Origin of the sequence: Streptomyces sp. NBC_01275, assembly GCF_026340655.1 — a bacterium.
GTDB lineage: Bacteria > Actinomycetota > Actinomycetes > Streptomycetales > Streptomycetaceae > Streptomyces.
In genome coordinates, this window is sequence record NZ_JAPEOZ010000001.1 from 9,558,616 (window position 1) to 9,572,530 (window position 13,915).

Sequence of the window (13,915 nt, forward strand, 5' to 3'; positions counted from 1 at the left end):
GGCCGTCCGCCGGACGGGGGTGATCGGGCCGGCGGACGGGGCAGGGGGATACGGCCGGTGAGAGTCGGTCGCCACGTCGGGAGCCGTGCGGAAGCCGGTGCCGCGGCTCCGTGTGTCAACTCCTGCGGATCGGGTTCTTCAGCAGCTTCCTGCGCGCCGGCGCCTCCGACTCCGTCGAGTCGGCAGGGGTGGTGGCGTCGCCGCCCCGTGCGAGGCGCTGCTTGAGCCTGGACAGTCCGCGTGCCTTCCCAGGGGCCTGCTGGGCAGGTGCCGGCGTGTCCGGGGCGCCAGAAGCGCGGCCGTCGGTGAAAGCGTGGGCGGCGCCGTGGTCGTTCGAGCCCGCGTGGACCCCCGTGGCGACACCTGCGAGCACGGGTTCAGGCGCGGAGTCCGTCTGCTCGGCTTCGAGCGCGTGGCGCAGTTTCTCGCCCTCGACGTCCACGTTCGGAAGAATCCGGTCGAGCCACTTCGGCAGGTCCCAGGAGCGGTGGCCGAGCAGGGCCATCACCGCCGGGACGATGGTCATCCGGACGACGAAGGCGTCGAAGAACACGGCGGCGGCGAGCCCCAGGCCGATCGACTTGATCAGAGCGGCGTCGTCGAGGAGGAATCCGGAGAAGACGGAGACCATGATGACCGCGGCCGCGGTGACCACCCGGCCGCTGTGCCGGAAACCCTGCACGACGGCCTGCGTGGGTTCGGCGCCGTGGACGTACTCCTCCCGCATGCGGGAGACGAGGAAGACCTCGTAGTCCATGGCGAGTCCGAACACGACGCCGATCAGCAGGATGGGCAGCAGGCTGACGATGGGTCCGGTCTGGTCGACGCCGAAGAGGTCCTTCAGCCAGCCCCACTGGAACACCGCCACCAGGACGCCGAGGGTCGAGACCACACTGAGCAGGAAGCCCAGGGCGGCCTTGAGCGGGATCACGATCGACCGGAAGACCAGCAGGAGCAGGACCAGGGCCAGGCCGACGACGATGGCCAGGTAGGGGACGAGGGCGTCGGAGAGCTTGGTGCTGACGTCGATGTTGACGGCGGTCAGGCCGGTGACCATCAGGTCGGCGCCGGTGTCCTGGTGCAGGGCGGCGCCGTGGTCGCGGATCTCGCCCACGAGGTCCTTGGTGGCCTCACTGGTGGCGGCGCTCTTGGGGACGGCGCCGAGCAGGGCCACGTCGCCGGCCTGGTTGAAGGAGGGAGGACGAACGGCCGCGACATCGTCCAGCTTGCTCAGCATGGTGTACGCGTCCTGGGCGGCCGCCTCGGGATCGTCGCTGTCCCGGGCGTCGACGACCACGGTGAGCGGTCCGTTGAAGCCCGGCCCGAAGCCCTTGCTGAGGGTGTCGTAGGCGATGCGCTGGGTGCTGCCGGGGGGCTTTCCGGAGTCGTCGTTCAGGGCCATCTGCAGGGACATCGCGGGGATGGCCAGCACGGCCAGGCCGACCACCGAGACCGCGAGCACCTTGACCGGGTTGCGGGTGACGAACCTTGCCCAGCGCACGCCCGTCGACTCGCCCTCGCCGCGCTCCAGCGCCTTCATACGGCGGGTCAGCATCCTGCTCTTCATGATCTGCATACCGGCGAAGCCGAGCATGGCGGGCAGCAGGGTCAGCGCGATGACCACGGCGACGGCCACGGCGAAGGCGGAGGCCAGCCCCATGGAGGTGAGCGTGCCGATGCCGATGACGCTCAGGCCGCTCAGCGCGACGATCACGGTCAGACCGGCGAAGACGACCGCGGACCCGGCGGTGCCCAGGGCACGTCCGCAGGCTTCCTCCGGTTCGTGGCCGTCGCGGATCTCGTTGCGGTAGCGGGAGACGATGAACAGGGCGTAGTCGATGGCGACGGCCAGGCCCAGCATCAGTGCCAGGGTCGTGGAGGCCGAGGCCAGGTCGAAGAAATGCGTGGTGAGCGTGATCGACAGGACGGCCGCGGCCACCCCGAGGATCGCGGTGAGCAGGGGCAGTCCGGCCGCGATCAGCGAGCCGAAGGTGATCACCAGGACGACGGCGGCGACCCCGACGCCGATCAGCTCGGCCGCCTTGTTCGTGGCCTTGTCCTTGACGGCGTTGCCGCCCAGGCTCACTTTCAGGCCGGCCTTCTCGCCCTGCCGGACGACGTCGGTCTGGACGGCGTGGGCCGCGCCGCTGACGTCGGCCTGGGCGACCTTGTAGGACACCTGGGCGTAGGCGATGGCGCCGGACCTGCTGACCAGGCCGCTGGTGAAGGGATCGGTGACGCCCGACACCTGCGGCGACTTCTCCAGCTTCGCCACCAGGGACTCGACCTCGGCCTTGTTGGCGGTGGAGGTGAGCTTCTGCCCGCTGGGCGCCTCGAACACCACGCGCGCGGTGGCGCCGTCGGCGGAGGCCTGCGGAAACTCCTTCTGCAGCAGGTCGATCGCCCGCTGCGATTGCGTGCCCGGAACGCTCAGGGCCCCGGAGGATGTGCCGGGCGCACTCATGGCGCCGATGCCGATGGCGGCCAGGACGGCGACCCACAGCATCACGACGATGCGTCGTCGCCGGAACGACAGCCGGCCGAGCCGATAGAGGAAGGTGGCCACGGATTACTCCCACCAGGAGACAGAGATCATTGGGTGAGCTGGGCCTGACTGACCCGCGATCTCAACCTAGGAGCGGTACCGGGCGACCATCCGGTACGACGGAACCGAATCAGGCGGAGCCCGTTAGTACCGCGGTACCAATCCCCGCCCTCCTCAAAGCCCGTCGGCCGGCGATGCCCTGATCGAAGAGAGACGGTGCCCCCGCGAGGTGTGGCAGGTGGGCCTTCGGCAGTCCTCGACACCCGCACCGGCAGACTCGTCGCCGCCTGTCAACCGACGCCCACGACCGGCTGCTTGGCCAATGACGTCGTGCTGGTGCGCGAGCGCGCGTGGTTCACCGAGTCGCGTGACGACGTGCTGTACGGGATTCCCCGCGGGTACGCCGGAAGACCGCGTCGGCTGCCGCTCGGCGGCTGACGCGGGATGGCGGCTGCGGGAGCGTTGCCGCAAGTAGGGATCGCCGATCCATGGACAGACTCTCCTCTCCCGCCCTTGCAGAGATGCTTTTACGGTCGGTACTGCGGGCGGTTCACCGGCCCGCAGGAGCGAAGGAACGGGGACATCCCCATGACGCTCCGCAGCCGATACCCGTTCTTCAACGACTCAGCGTCGCCCATGTCGTTGCCGGATGTCCGTGCATCCGGGCGGACCACCTCGGTGGCGCGAACCCATTGTGTCCAACCCCAGGAGATGACCATGAAGACCTCTGTCTCTCGCCGCCAAGCCGCCCTGGCTGCTGTCGGCGCGATCACCGCAGTCACGCTCACCGTCGCGGGTACGGCCTCGGCCAGTCCGGAGGGAGGCGGCGGCCATCACCGGCCGGAGAGCCAGGTGCAGCACAACGAGCGTGTCGCCGTCGCCTTCCTGGACCTGGCCTTCAACAAGAAGCAGCCCCAGGCGGCCGCGGACCGCTACGTGGGCGCGGAGTTCATCCAGCACAACCCGCTGTCCGCCGACGGCACGAAGCCGTTCGTCGAGTACGTGACCTGGCGGACCACCCTGTCCCCGGAGCTGAAGTTCGACTTCAAGCGGGTGTTCGGCGAGAAGAACCTGGTGGCGGTGCACTACAAGAGAACCTACGACGCGACCGACCGCGGCGCCGCGGTGATGGACATCTTCCGGTTCGAGAAGGGCAAGATCGTCGAGCACTGGGACGTCATCCAGGATGTCCCGGAGACGTCCGCGAACGACAACACCATGTTCTGAGCAGCCGCTGTCCTGTCGGCCGGGGGCCGGTGGGGGCAGGGTTTCGGCGGTCAACACGATCGACGCCCACCGCCTCCAGTCACCTGGCCGCCGCCCACGGCCTGGGCGACCGGATGCACGAGCGGTCCGCGAGGCACGCGGATCCGGCGCGACGGGCGTGCCGTTCTCCGTCATCAACCGGGCGTACGGTCTCTCGGGCGCCCAGTCGGCCGACACCTTCCTCTCCGCCCTCCGCCGTGCCGACTGGGCGTTTCCGTCCGATTCGACTCTGCCGTGGGTGTGTTGAGCGCGCCTGAAAGCGCCGGTCAGAGATGTTCGAATCCGCTGGGTCGAACCTCAAGCTTGGTTCAGACTCAGTTGTGGGTGACGCTGGGCGCCGGTGCGATCTTGGTCGAGCCGTTCACCGTGAGGTGCACCGAGTTGTCGTACTTGACGCCGTCCGCGGGAATGTGGACGGTCGGGCCGAAGCAGGCCACCTCGATGTTCGGGTTCAGGACAGAGTCGGCGCAGGTCACGTTGCTGCCGAACTGGGACGAGGTCCAGCCGCCGATATTGACGGCCTTCGGGCCCTGGTTGATGACGACCATGACGATTTGAGCGTCGTAGTTCGCGTTGACCACCACGCATCCCTGGAAATGCACGCCGGGGTAGGTGACGTGCGAGATAGCCGGCGAGCAGAGCATGCCGATGTTCGGATCGAGTACCTTCCAGTTGACGGTGGCAGCGCTCGCCGGCGCGGCGGCGGCCGCCACACCCAGCAGCCCAGCGGTCACTATGCCCGCGGCGCGAACGGTCTGACGAAACTTCATGTGTCTTCTCCTGACGTATGTGTAGCTGGTGCGCTGCTGAAGGTGACCGTAGCGAAGCGGTGATCATCTGCCTTGTCCGCAAGTCCACTCCCGTCAGTCCTGACAGCTGCGCACCGACTGTCGCCGTCACCGGCGACTGGGCGTGATCAAGATTGCCAGGTCCTGCGCGGCTGTCGTTGGCGCTTGGTCCACACTTCGTTGGTCTTGCCTGCACACCGAGAAGTGGCTACGCCGCGGTGGATTCGCGTGATCGTCGCTACCGGTCCACTTTTCAGCCGTCGCCGACGGCTGCCAGCGTGGCCGGCTCACGTGCGCTGAGCTTGGCGTTTATCCTCGGCGGGCTTGGTGTTCCTTGATCGATTCAGCACGTTTGACCGTCTTGCCGACGTCGTGACGTGTGGCCCGCTGCCTGTTCTTCGAGCCGGGAGGCCGTCCCGGTCCCGGCTTGGACGGTTTCGGTGCGGCCGACGGACGGGCCGCCGTCGCGCGGACGTTGCGAAACCCCCGGCGGACGCGGGCGGGGGTGAGGCGGCGGGGTGCGGCGGGTCGCTCCCAGGGGCGGCGCAGGTCCTCGGTGAGTGGGCGGGCGAGGCGGAGCTGGGTGTGGGCGGCGATGATGAGCCAGGTCCACAGATCGGCGCTGTCGGCGTGGCGGACCTTCGGTGCCGTCCAGCCGAGGGTCTGCTTCAGGAGTCTGAAGGTGTGCTCCAGGTCGAATCTGCGGAGAAAGGACTGCCACCAGCGGTCCACGTCCGCCGGTGTTGCGGCGTTGGCGGAGCACCACAGCCAGACCGGTTTCGGGTCGCGGTCGCCCGGCAGGCGCTCGACCTGGAGGCGGATCAACATGCCGTGCAGGATGGGCAGTTCCTCTTTGGCGTGGTTCAGCCACGGGCCGCGGTGGGTGAGCCTGGGGTGCATGCGGTCCCAGGCGATCGTCTCGGCCTTGCCGTAGCGGGTGGTGTCCGTGACTGTGGTGACGTCGGGCTCGTGCCAGCTGTCAGGCTTGGCGAAAGTAAGGACACCGCCGTGCCGACGGGGTCGCCCGCCCTTCGGGCCGGAACGGGTCGGGCCCGGGTCGCGGAGCATGACCCGGTCCGAGCGCAGGCGCCCGAGCAGCATCACCGGCAGGTCGGCCAAGGCGTGGGTGAGGTAGGCGACGTCGTAGCCGGCATCCATCACGATGAGGATCTCCGGGTCGCCCGGCCGCCAGTGCCCGGCCTGCGTCAACCGCTGAACGACATCGCGCAGTTGGGCGGCAGTGACGAGCGTCGCGTCGTCGGCGGGTCCCAGGCGCACGGCGTCCAGCAGCGCGACCCAGGAGGTGCGGCCGGACTCCAGCGCGGCAACGAAGGAGTACGGCCAGCCCGGCACGAACTGGTCCGTCTTGCGGTCACCACGTCCGTAGACGTGGCAGAACAGCCGATCGTCGCTGGTCGGGGCATCAGGACGGAGCCAGTTGCTCACGTCCACGGCCAACACGATCCGCCCGTCGGCCGCCTTCGGCAGCGGCAGGCCGGCCAGCGTGCGACGTAGGCGCGTCGGCTCCAGCCAACCGCGGTCCAAAGCCGCGTACAGCGCACCGTGCCCGCGCCGGTGCTCGACCGCCAGCGACAGCTCGACCAGCGTCTTCACCGGCCCGTCCGCGCACAGCACCGCGTCAGTGAGCTCGAAGAGCGCATCCGCGCGAGCGTAGAGGCATTCGTAGAACTCGACCCGAAAGCGGGACAACACGTCCAACGCCTCACCCGCGGGCGCATCAGCAGACAGACTCATACACAGCGGCCGTTCTCTTGTACTTCGTGACTCGACATCTCGAAGCGTGGAGAACGGCCGCCTCCGCTGTCCCGGAAAGAACCGCAGATCAGCAGGTCGGGTGACCTGCAACGTTAAACGCCAAGCTGAGAAGCTGTGTCAGATCCGGTGATCTGTGACGTTCTGTGGCGGGTGCCGGTCGATGGATCCGGTGCCGCGGGTCGCAGCAGGCGCCGGAATCGGCCATGTTGGCCCCGCTGCCCCTCTCGGGGCAGCTCCAGGACGCCGGCGTCAGGCTCGAACGTCTCACTGGTCAGCGTCCCGCAGCGCCGAAATCAGCCCTCTGGCATGGCCTGCTTAGGACTGTTGCCGGTGTGGCGCTTGTCGCGGGCGTAGATGACGGTTGCCTTTCCGCCGCCGGGAGCGCGGCGGTCCAGCTCGAACAGAGAGGTGGCGGCGAGAAGGTCACTGAGCTTGGTGTAACCGTATGTGCGGGAGTCGAAGTCGGAGCGCTGCTTGGTGATGATGTGGCCGACGTTCGCGAGGTGGGCCCAGCCGTCGTCGTCGGAGGCCGCCTCCACTGCATGGCGGAGCAGGTTGACCAGCGTGGTGTCGCCCTTCAGCTTGACCGCTGTGGCCCGCGCGGCCGGCTTTGCCTCGGCCGGGGTGGTGGCGCTCGTGAGGTTCTCGATGTAGATGAACTTGTCGCATGCGGCGACGAACGGCTTGGGGGTCTTTCGTTCGCCGAATCCGTAGACGGTCAGGCCGGACTCGCGGATACGTGCCGCGAGACGGGTGAAGTCGCTGTCGCTGGAGACGATGCAGAACCCTTCGAAGCGCCCCGTGTAGAGCAGGTCCATGGCGTCGATGACCATGGCGGAGTCGGTGGCGTTCTTGCCGGTGGTGTAGGCGAACTGCTGGATCGGCTGGATGGACTGGGCGAGCAGTTGGTCCTTCCATCCCTTCAGATGTGTTCCGGTCCAGTCGCCGTAGGCACGCTTGACGTGGGCGGTTCCATACTTGGCGACCTCCGCCAGCAGCTCTTCCAGGGCCGAGGGCTTGGCGTTGTCGGCGTCGATCAGTACGGCCAGTTTCGCAGTGTTCTCCACGGTAATCGACCGTAGCGCAGACGGCCGCGCAGCCGCGGGGAGTCACCGAGCCCAAGCCCCGCCAAGCCGAACGCCCTGCGGAGCAGGGAAACCCAGCAAAATCGATTTCACCTGGGCTTCCTGTGCCTCGACTACTTGCATTCGCACCCTAGGACAAGGCTCTGGGGGTCAGGCGGATCGTCTGTGGCTGCTGCATCCGGATGCATATGGGCTTGGGCTTGCCGTCCGTTTTCACCGGTTCGACGGGGTGCGGTGATGTGCGGGGTGGGCGGGGAGGCTTGGTGAGACGGCGGACCATGAGGGTGATGAAGGTCCAGGTGATGTGGGCCTCGCTGTGGGAGATGAGCCGTTCGTAGTCGCGTACGTTTCTCCTGGCTCTCATGATCCACGAGATGGCCCGCTCGACCCGCCGTCTCTTCGCGAGGACGGCGAAGCCGTCCTGGTCCTTGCGGCGGGGCACCGTCTTGAGGGTGATGCCGAGGAAGGAGTGGGACCAGCCGACGAGGGTTCCGCCGTAGGCGGAGTCCGCCCAGGCGACGGCGAGTTCGGGATGGGTCAGGCGCAGGCGGAACAGCTGGTCGCGGGCGGGGAGCCTGTCGTGCGGCGAGGCCTTGGTGACCATGACTGTCAGAGCCATGCCGCGCATGTCGACCGCCAGGTGGCGCTTCCTGCCGTTGATCAGCTTCCCGCCGTCAAATCCCCGGGTGTCCTGACTCACCGTCTCGGCGCCCTTGACGGACTGGGAGTCCAGGATCACCGCGACGGTGCGGGCATTGAGGCCGTCATGAACACGGACCATCTGGTGCAGCTCGGCATGGATGCGGGCCAGGTCCCCGCTCGCCCGCCATCGTTGGAAAAACCCGTAGACCGTGCGCCAGGGGATCCCGAAGTCGACGGGAACCGCCCGCCACTTGCACCCATTCGTCGTCCGGGGACTCTTGGCGTGCGGGGCGATGATCCCGGTGATGAAGTTGGTGGTCCGGTGCAGTTCCGCCTGGAAGATCGCCCGTTCGTAGGAGATCCAGACCTCGCTCTCCTCCGACATCTGAAAGCCGTCCCGTCTGCTGTAGGTCACCGGCGGGAGTCCCTCCCTGACCGCGACCTTCCGCAGGAACCGCAGACCACCGCAGACCCGCCCAGACCTGCGAGGGTGTGCGCTTGGTCGCCCTGCACAGCTGTGGGAGCGTCAGCCCCGCCGGTCGCGCCTCCTGCAAGGCGTTGCGTACCGCCTGGCCGTGGACGTGGGCGGGCAGACCCGCCCCATGACTACTGGCCCCGCAGCAGCTGGGCGAGCTGTTCGTCCAGATCGACCTGCCCGGTCGCGGCCGCGGTCTCGATCCAGTCGGCCGTCGCGCGGATCTTCTCCAAATGATTTTCCAACACCTTCGTCTGGGTGTCGGTGAACTCATGCCCCCGCAGCTTCGGGACCAGCCGGGCGGCCCCGGCGATGAACCCTTGACAGACGGCGATCAGGTCGTTGAACTCCATCGACTTCCGCCAGCCGTGGACGATGCGGGCCGGGTCCTCGAACGGCTCGCCCTCTTCGGCGCAGGCTTCCTCGTACTCCTCATCGAACTCGTCGTCGTCCAGGCCGGCCTGCTCGAACTGGGCCTCGTTCACGTTCTCCCGGGCCTCGGCATCGCGCGTGGCCCTGAACGCCGCCTCCGGCCGGCGCAGCAAGTCGGTGGCCACCTGCGCCGCCACCGCTTCGTCATCGCGCGCCAGTTCACGGATCGCCTCGACCTTCTCCTGGGCGGTGACCGGGACCTGGATCTCTTCGGTCTTCCAGCCCACCAACTTCTTGGCCACCTCCGCACTCCACCGGCGCCGGCCGGTGCGCTCGCTCAGCGGCGGGTTCCCGATCAGCTCGAACCTGTCCGGGACGGAGGCCAGGATCCGGTGCACCTCGTAGGAGACCCCCGCCTGCCGGTGCTCGGCAGGCCACTGCGCGGCCACCCCCCGGTGCGTGCGAACCGTGTAGAAGGACAGCCCGATCTCCTCGGCGAACCGCCGCAGCGACTCCTCCACACCCTGGTCACCGTCGTCGAGCGGCAGGTGACCGCCGTGCCCGCGAAGTGGCTCCAGTTCCAGAGCCACGTCCCCGAGAGCGAATTGGCGGCGGGTTTCCTCCTCCGCCATGTCCAGAGACTCGGCCACCAGTTCACCGTAACGGCTCTGCGTGACCTTCCCGACCATCTCCACCGTTGGGGCCATGGCGCACCATCCGGCGCGGGCCGAAGCGTCGGCGTCCTGCGTCGGCTGCGGAACCCCGGCCCGGCGATGCGCCCAGAGTCCACCCCGCACCACCAACATCACCAGGCAACGAGCCAACATGGCTGAATCTGGCCTCTCATTGCGTCTCGCGGCGCGCTGACCGAGCGCTCCAGTTGGCCCTTGAGTGCCTAAGAAGTCATCTCATTTGGTGTTCGCGGGTGGGCTGTTGGTCGTGGTGGGGATCGTTGAGCGGCTGGTGCCAGACGAGTTGTGGGTGCTGTTCCAGCGGGTGGTGCCGGAGGCGCCGTCGCGGCCTCAGGGCGGTGGGCGGCGCCGGCACTGCGACCGTGAAGTACTGGCCGCGATCGTGTTCGTGGCCACGTCGGGTTGTACCTGGCAGCAGCTGCCCACGGCGTCGTTCGGCCCTTCGGGGGCGACAGCCCACCGACGGTTCTCCGAGTGGAGCAAGGCCCGGGTGTGGGCCAAGCTCCACCGCCTGGTCCTCGACGAACTCGGTGCCCGCGGCGAGCTCGATTGGGCCCGCTGCGCGATCGACTCGGTGAACATGAGGGCCTTGAAAAGGGGGATCTGACAGGTCCGAATCTTGTCGATCGGGGTAAGTACGGCTCGAAGATCCACTTGATCACCGAGCGGACCGGTCTGCCCCTGTCCGTCGCAATCTCGGGCGCCAACCTGCACGACAGCCAGGCCCTCAAGCCCCTTGTCCGCGGCATACCGCCCATCCGTTCCCGTCGTGGACGCCGGCGACGCAAGCCCGGCAAGCTCCACGCGGACAAGGGCTACGACTATGCCCACCTGCGACGATGGTTACGCGGACGCGGTATCAAACACCGCATCGCCCGCAGAGGCATCGAGTCCTCACAACGGCTCGGCCGCGACCGATGGGTCGTCGAAAGGACCATGTCCTGGCTCGCCGGCTGCCGACGACTCCACCGCCGCTACGAACGCAAAGCCGAGCACTTCCTCGCCTTCACCAGCCTTGCCTGCACCCTCATCTGCTACCGCCGGCTGGCCAAATGAGATGATTCCTACAGTATGGAGGTTGGGAGCCGGAAGTGAAGTGGACGTGCTGCTCGCCGCCGATCTGGAAGGCGGCGGGGCCGTTGCACGTGTTGCCGGACACTTCGGCGGGGCCGGCGTCCGCGGGGCCGGGCTATGGGCGGGCCTGGGCCATGAGTTTGCCGAGCTCCGCCACCGCCTGGTCGCGCTCGACCCCGTCCAGGTCCTCCAGCAGGGTCTCGATCCGGCTCTGCCAGACGGCCTCGTGCCGCACCCGGAGCCGTTCCACCTCGTCCTGGCCGGCCGTCGACAGTTCGGACGCGCTGCGGTCCAGCCGCTCCAGCTCACGGCTCTCCCGCACCGCGTCCCCACGCCCGAACCACTCGGCGACCCGGCCCCGAAAACCGTTCCACAGGTCAGTCCCCGCTGCCTGGACCACTGCAGATCCGCCCGCCGCCGCTGCCGCCGATACCAACTCGTCCAGCATGCCGCCTCTTTCAACTCCCGTGGCCCTGCGGGCATTACGACCCTAGCGCGCGAAGGGCGCCCGCGGAGGGAACTCGCACCTGGTCGGTGCCCGGCAAGGTCGACGCCCTCGATGGCGTCAGCCGCTGCGGTACGGAGCAGCCCAGCGCCGCGTGGGACTACCTCGCCTCGGTAGTCCCCTGAGCCGGTCCCCGCCCCGTCTCCCGGCCCTCTCCGCCGCGTTGGGTACGTCCTGCTTGCTTTGTGGGCTCACCCCGACCTAATATCGTCATCGTGACGATAATCGCCCGGTGGTCCCCGCTCCCTGCAGGCAATGACTCCAGGGGCTTCGAGTCCCTCCACGGACTCGAAGCGCACAAGTACGTGGCCCGCGGTCCCGCCATCCACCTCGATGCGCTGCCCGCGGCCGTTCCGGGCTGTGGGGCCCACGGCCACGTTGGGATCGACGACGGCCTCAGCACGGAGAAGTGATCATGTTCGAAATGCCGGTAAATCCCTTTGAGCTCTCCGAAGAAGCGCTGAGCCGAATATCTGCCGATGACTCATGGACCCCGATCGAATCGGAGATCCCAAAGGCCAACGCCAAGGTGATTCGCCATTTCCTCACTCCGGCCGAAGTGGAGGCGTTCGCGACCGAACTGGCCGCCCAGCGCTTTGCCCCGGTGGGCCGAGACGGCATTGCCGCCAACTATGCAGAGGGAGATCCGGTCGCTCATCTCCGCGCCACGGCCGAATCCACATCCCTGGCGGCAGAATTCTACCGCAGGCTGCGGACGCTTCTATCGCTTGAAGTGGGATCGGACGATCCGACGGATTCGGACGGAAGGCCCTGGAGGCCGGCGGCCGTCAATCCGCGTATGCGCTTCATCACGTACGAACACGGCGGATTCATTGTCCCGCACTACGATTCGCCCTATTTCGCCCCCGACGGAAGGCGCACTCTTCTGACGGTCGTCGTCTACCTGTCTTATGAGGCCGTGGGCGGAGAAACGCGGTTCATCGCCGATAAGCAGAACGATCTTCCCTTTGCGCAACGTGACTTCTCTGACTGGCCGCGGCTCGCGAAGCCTGAGGAAATATTGAGTGCCCACCACCCCGAACCGGGCGATGCGCTCCTCTTCTGGCATCGGACGCTTCACGACTCGGCCCCGCTTCTTGAGGGTACGAAAACAATACTCAGAACCGACGTGCTCTACGAGCCCGTAGATGTGCCTTGAGCAGCGGCAAGGCCACCGTCGCGTTGTCCCTCACCCCGGAGACCGACGTCCGGCACGCCGTGATCGCCCACCTCCGGGCCGGGCGGCATCGGGCCCTGCCCGCGGCCGGGCATCGAATCCACTCGCACCGAACGGCAGGGAGGGCAGCATGACCAACGGGAGGATCCACACCGACTGGGTGGAGACGGTGTCTCAGGACGGCCTGCACCTGATGCAGACGCGCTTGGAGGTGAGAGTTCCTACGTCTGAGGGTCGCAAGTTCATCACCTGCGGTCTGGCCCGGAAGACGTACGTGGTGGAAGACGGTATTGCCTGTCGGGTTTCGTCCTACGCACTCGGCCGCGACCTGGGCAGCCCGGGCAACTACGACTTCGAGATCGCTTCTGCGACGGGGGGCCCTCCGATCCGGAGGTTCTTCAACTGGGACGGCGTGCCGGCCGAGACACGCGAGGGCGCTCTGTTCGACGCGCATGAGGGGCTTGACGATGGCGAGTACATCGTCCGGATCGCGGCGGGAATGACGACCAGCTGGGACAGCGGGACGGGACAGAGCATCGAGCTCCCTGTCCCGTGCCACGAGCTCGCATTCGGCGTGGTGGGATCCGCACCGCAGGAGGTGCGCGCGAGTACCGGCGGCGGCCCGTGGGCGGCGCGGCCCTCCGTGGAGATCCCCGTGGTCGATTGGCGCGATCAGCCCACGGCGGAGGCGGCATGGGAGGCCTACCTGAACGGGAACAGAATCAGTCTGGATGCCTACGGGATCTTCTCCCCGCAGCATCTGATGAGGAATCAACGGGATACCGCTCTGGAGATTCTCCGGAGCGAGGGCTACGCCATACCGCGGACCCCGGAACCCGCCGAGACGCCTGGGACCTGGCTGGGCCACTGGGGTGGAGCATGGATGCCGGCCGATGTGCTCGCGGCCCTTCACACCGTGCCGGACGACACCGCGCAACGTGCGTGGTATCAGGGAGCGAAGGAATCCCTGGACATCGCATGGGATATGCACCTCCTGTGGACCACCGACGTGTTCTGACCGGGCCCGCGCTCCGTCCATGACCACGTGGCGGGCCGTCGGCAGTCACCCTGCACCGAGGTGCCGAGTACCGGCCGCGGCCCGGTCCGCCTCCGGCCTGACTGCCGGTCGCGGCCCGGGCGAGGATGTACGGCAGCACCAGAAGGTGCGCCCGCGAGGTTGCGCCAGCGCGGCATCCGCCACCGCATCGCCCGCAGGGGAATCGAGTCCTCGCAGCGGCTCGGACGCCACCGCTGGACCATAGAACGACCATGGCCTGGCTCGCCGGCTACCGCCGACTCCACCGCCGCGACGAACGCAAGGCCGAACGCTTCCTCGCCTTCACCAGCCCGGCCCCCGCACCCTCATCTGCTACCGCAGACTCGCCAAATGAGATGACCTCTAATTGCCCCCTGGGCGTTGCTGTTGGCGCTTGTCAGCGTCCAGCTCCCTCACCTGTGCCCATAGGACTTCGCAGAGAGCCGGCAGGCGTCGGATAGTGTGACGCTCGTCCACTGATG

Annotated in this window: 12 protein-coding genes and 1 pseudogene; 6 read left to right on the plus strand and 7 right to left on the minus strand. The window is 67.7% G+C overall.

Annotated features, from left to right (window positions below; all coding sequences use genetic code 11):
* Positions 1–115 precede the first annotated feature (115 nt).
* Positions 116–2,566: an MMPL family transporter gene (locus tag OG562_RS42025; RefSeq protein ID WP_266407483.1), complete on the minus strand. Its 2,451-nt coding sequence runs from the start codon at positions 2,564–2,566 to the stop codon at positions 116–118.
* Between the two features lie 294 nt (positions 2,567–2,860).
* Here OG562_RS42025 and OG562_RS42030 point away from each other — a divergent pair, with 294 nt between their 5' ends.
* Positions 2,861–2,983 (plus strand): hypothetical protein, encoded by a 123-nt coding sequence (locus tag OG562_RS42030; RefSeq protein WP_266407485.1) that lies wholly within the window; start codon positions 2,861–2,863, stop codon positions 2,981–2,983.
* 279 nt (positions 2,984–3,262) lie between these two features.
* The gene (locus OG562_RS42035; RefSeq protein WP_266407488.1) at positions 3,263–3,772 is read left to right on the plus strand and encodes a nuclear transport factor 2 family protein; all 510 of its coding nucleotides are present in this window, start codon (positions 3,263–3,265) and stop codon (positions 3,770–3,772) included.
* 353 nt (positions 3,773–4,125) lie between these two features.
* On the opposite strand, the gene OG562_RS42045 is transcribed toward OG562_RS42035, so the two are convergent.
* The 5 genes from OG562_RS42045 to OG562_RS42065 form a co-directional block, all read right to left on the minus strand.
* Entirely contained in the window at positions 4,126–4,581 is a 456-nt protein-coding gene (locus OG562_RS42045) for a hypothetical protein (RefSeq protein WP_266407491.1), read from the minus strand.
* A 327-nt stretch (positions 4,582–4,908) separates the two neighbouring features.
* Positions 4,909–6,354, minus strand: coding sequence for an NF041680 family putative transposase (locus tag OG562_RS42050; protein ID WP_266404929.1), 1,446 nt, complete (start codon positions 6,352–6,354; stop codon positions 4,909–4,911).
* Positions 6,355–6,668: 314 nt separating this feature from the next.
* A complete protein-coding gene (locus OG562_RS42055; protein ID WP_266407494.1) occupies positions 6,669–7,442 on the minus strand; it encodes an NYN domain-containing protein in 774 nt (257 codons plus the stop codon).
* A 148-nt stretch (positions 7,443–7,590) separates the two neighbouring features.
* Positions 7,591–8,517 (minus strand): IS5 family transposase, encoded by a 927-nt coding sequence (locus tag OG562_RS42060; RefSeq protein ID WP_266407497.1) that lies wholly within the window; start codon positions 8,515–8,517, stop codon positions 7,591–7,593.
* A gap of 191 nt (positions 8,518–8,708) precedes the next feature.
* The gene (locus OG562_RS42065) at positions 8,709–9,599 is read right to left on the minus strand and encodes a DUF6192 family protein (RefSeq protein WP_266407499.1); all 891 of its coding nucleotides are present in this window, start codon (positions 9,597–9,599) and stop codon (positions 8,709–8,711) included.
* A 298-nt stretch (positions 9,600–9,897) separates the two neighbouring features.
* Between OG562_RS42065 and OG562_RS42070 the strand changes: the two genes are divergently transcribed.
* Positions 9,898–10,697, plus strand: a protein-coding gene (locus tag OG562_RS42070) for an IS5 family transposase (RefSeq protein WP_266409819.1) whose coding sequence is annotated in 2 segments (ribosomal slippage) — positions 9,898–10,237 and positions 10,237–10,697 — 801 coding nt in all. Because the reading frame shifts where the segments join, the coding sequence is not laid out codon by codon here.
* Positions 10,698–10,830: 133 nt separating this feature from the next.
* Here the strand turns inward: OG562_RS42070 and OG562_RS42075 are convergent.
* Positions 10,831–11,163 (minus strand): hypothetical protein, encoded by a 333-nt coding sequence (locus tag OG562_RS42075; RefSeq protein ID WP_266407501.1) that lies wholly within the window; start codon positions 11,161–11,163, stop codon positions 10,831–10,833.
* Positions 11,164–11,635: 472 nt separating this feature from the next.
* On the opposite strand from OG562_RS42075, the gene OG562_RS42080 reads away from it, so the two are divergent.
* The 3 genes and pseudogenes from OG562_RS42080 to OG562_RS42090 form a co-directional block, all read left to right on the plus strand.
* Positions 11,636–12,379: a 2OG-Fe(II) oxygenase gene (locus tag OG562_RS42080; RefSeq protein WP_266407503.1), complete on the plus strand. Its 744-nt coding sequence runs from the start codon at positions 11,636–11,638 to the stop codon at positions 12,377–12,379.
* Between the two features lie 148 nt (positions 12,380–12,527).
* Positions 12,528–13,415, plus strand: coding sequence for a hypothetical protein (locus OG562_RS42085; RefSeq protein ID WP_266407505.1), 888 nt, complete (start codon positions 12,528–12,530; stop codon positions 13,413–13,415).
* A 159-nt stretch (positions 13,416–13,574) separates the two neighbouring features.
* Positions 13,575–13,785 (plus strand): annotated as a pseudogene (locus OG562_RS42090) (hypothetical protein); the annotation flags it as partial.
* Positions 13,786–13,915: the final 130 nt, after the last annotated feature.